1 protein-coding gene is annotated in these 958 nt (G+C 69.4%); it reads right to left on the reverse strand.

Annotated elements, in window-relative coordinates:
* Positions 1-894 (reverse strand): saccharopine dehydrogenase NADP-binding domain-containing protein (locus G9373_RS45420; RefSeq protein ID WP_167121367.1); only part of this gene is annotated, 894 nt, incomplete at its 3' end.
* Between the last annotated feature and the right edge of the window lie 64 nt (positions 895-958).

The following is a 958-nucleotide window of genomic DNA, read 5'->3' on the forward strand; positions in this document are numbered from 1 at the left end:
GCCGAGGCCGGCCGCCACCGCACCCGCGATCACCGGTGTGATCGGGGAGCTTCCGACGTTCATGACCTCGCGGTACTTGAACTCCCGACCGTAGGCCCAGTCGCGGAGCGCGTTGCTGCGCCGCACGACCCGGGTGTTGTAGGGACCCATGAAGAAGGGGGCCTTCCACCCCTTCAGGCCGGGTGCGATGTCCTCGCCGTTGACCACGCTCATGTCGGACTGCTTGCCGAGGTCCGGTTCCTTCGAGCGGTCGGGGCTCAGCGAGTACGGCGACGCCGCGAGATGCCGCGACGCCGGATTCTTCTTCGACACGTCCACCTGTGTGCGCAGCGAATCGATCGTGCCGCCGCTGACGCCGCCGCGCACGGACGTGACCACCAGGGTGGTGTCGGTGAGTTCGCCGGCGCCGTCCTCCCGGACCTTCTCGTACAGGACGTGCACCCCGAGGTCGGACGGAATGGAGTCGAACCCGCAGGAGTGGACGATCCGGGCGCCGGTCTCGCGGGCCCGATCGTGGTTGGCGTCGATGCTCTCGCGGGCGAACAGCACCTCTCCGGTGAGGTCGACGTAGTCGGTGCCCGCCTCGGCGCATGCCGCGGCGAGGGCATGTCCGTACTTGGCGTACGGCCCGACCGTCGTCGCGACCACCCGGGTGCGTCCCGCGAGGGCTGCGAGCGACGCGGCGTCGTCGGAGTTCGCGACGATGACGGGCCACTGCGCCGCGCGCGGACCGAGCGCGGACCGCACCGCTTCGAGTTTGGCGGCTGTCCGCCCCGCGAGCGCGATCCGCACGCCGTCCGGAGTGTGCTGTGCGAGATAGTCGGCGAGAAGTTTGCCGACGAAGCCGGTGGCCCCGTAGACGACGAGATCCAATTCACGTGCGTTGTCTGTCATGGCACGACCCTACTCGGCGGTAGGGAAGCGGGAGCTCAGAGTCCGGTACCGGGGTGAGTGGGTG

Origin of the sequence: Rhodococcus sp. A14, from assembly GCF_011603105.1 — a bacterium.
In the GTDB taxonomy this organism is placed as follows: domain Bacteria; phylum Actinomycetota; class Actinomycetes; order Mycobacteriales; family Mycobacteriaceae; genus Rhodococcus_F; species Rhodococcus_F opacus.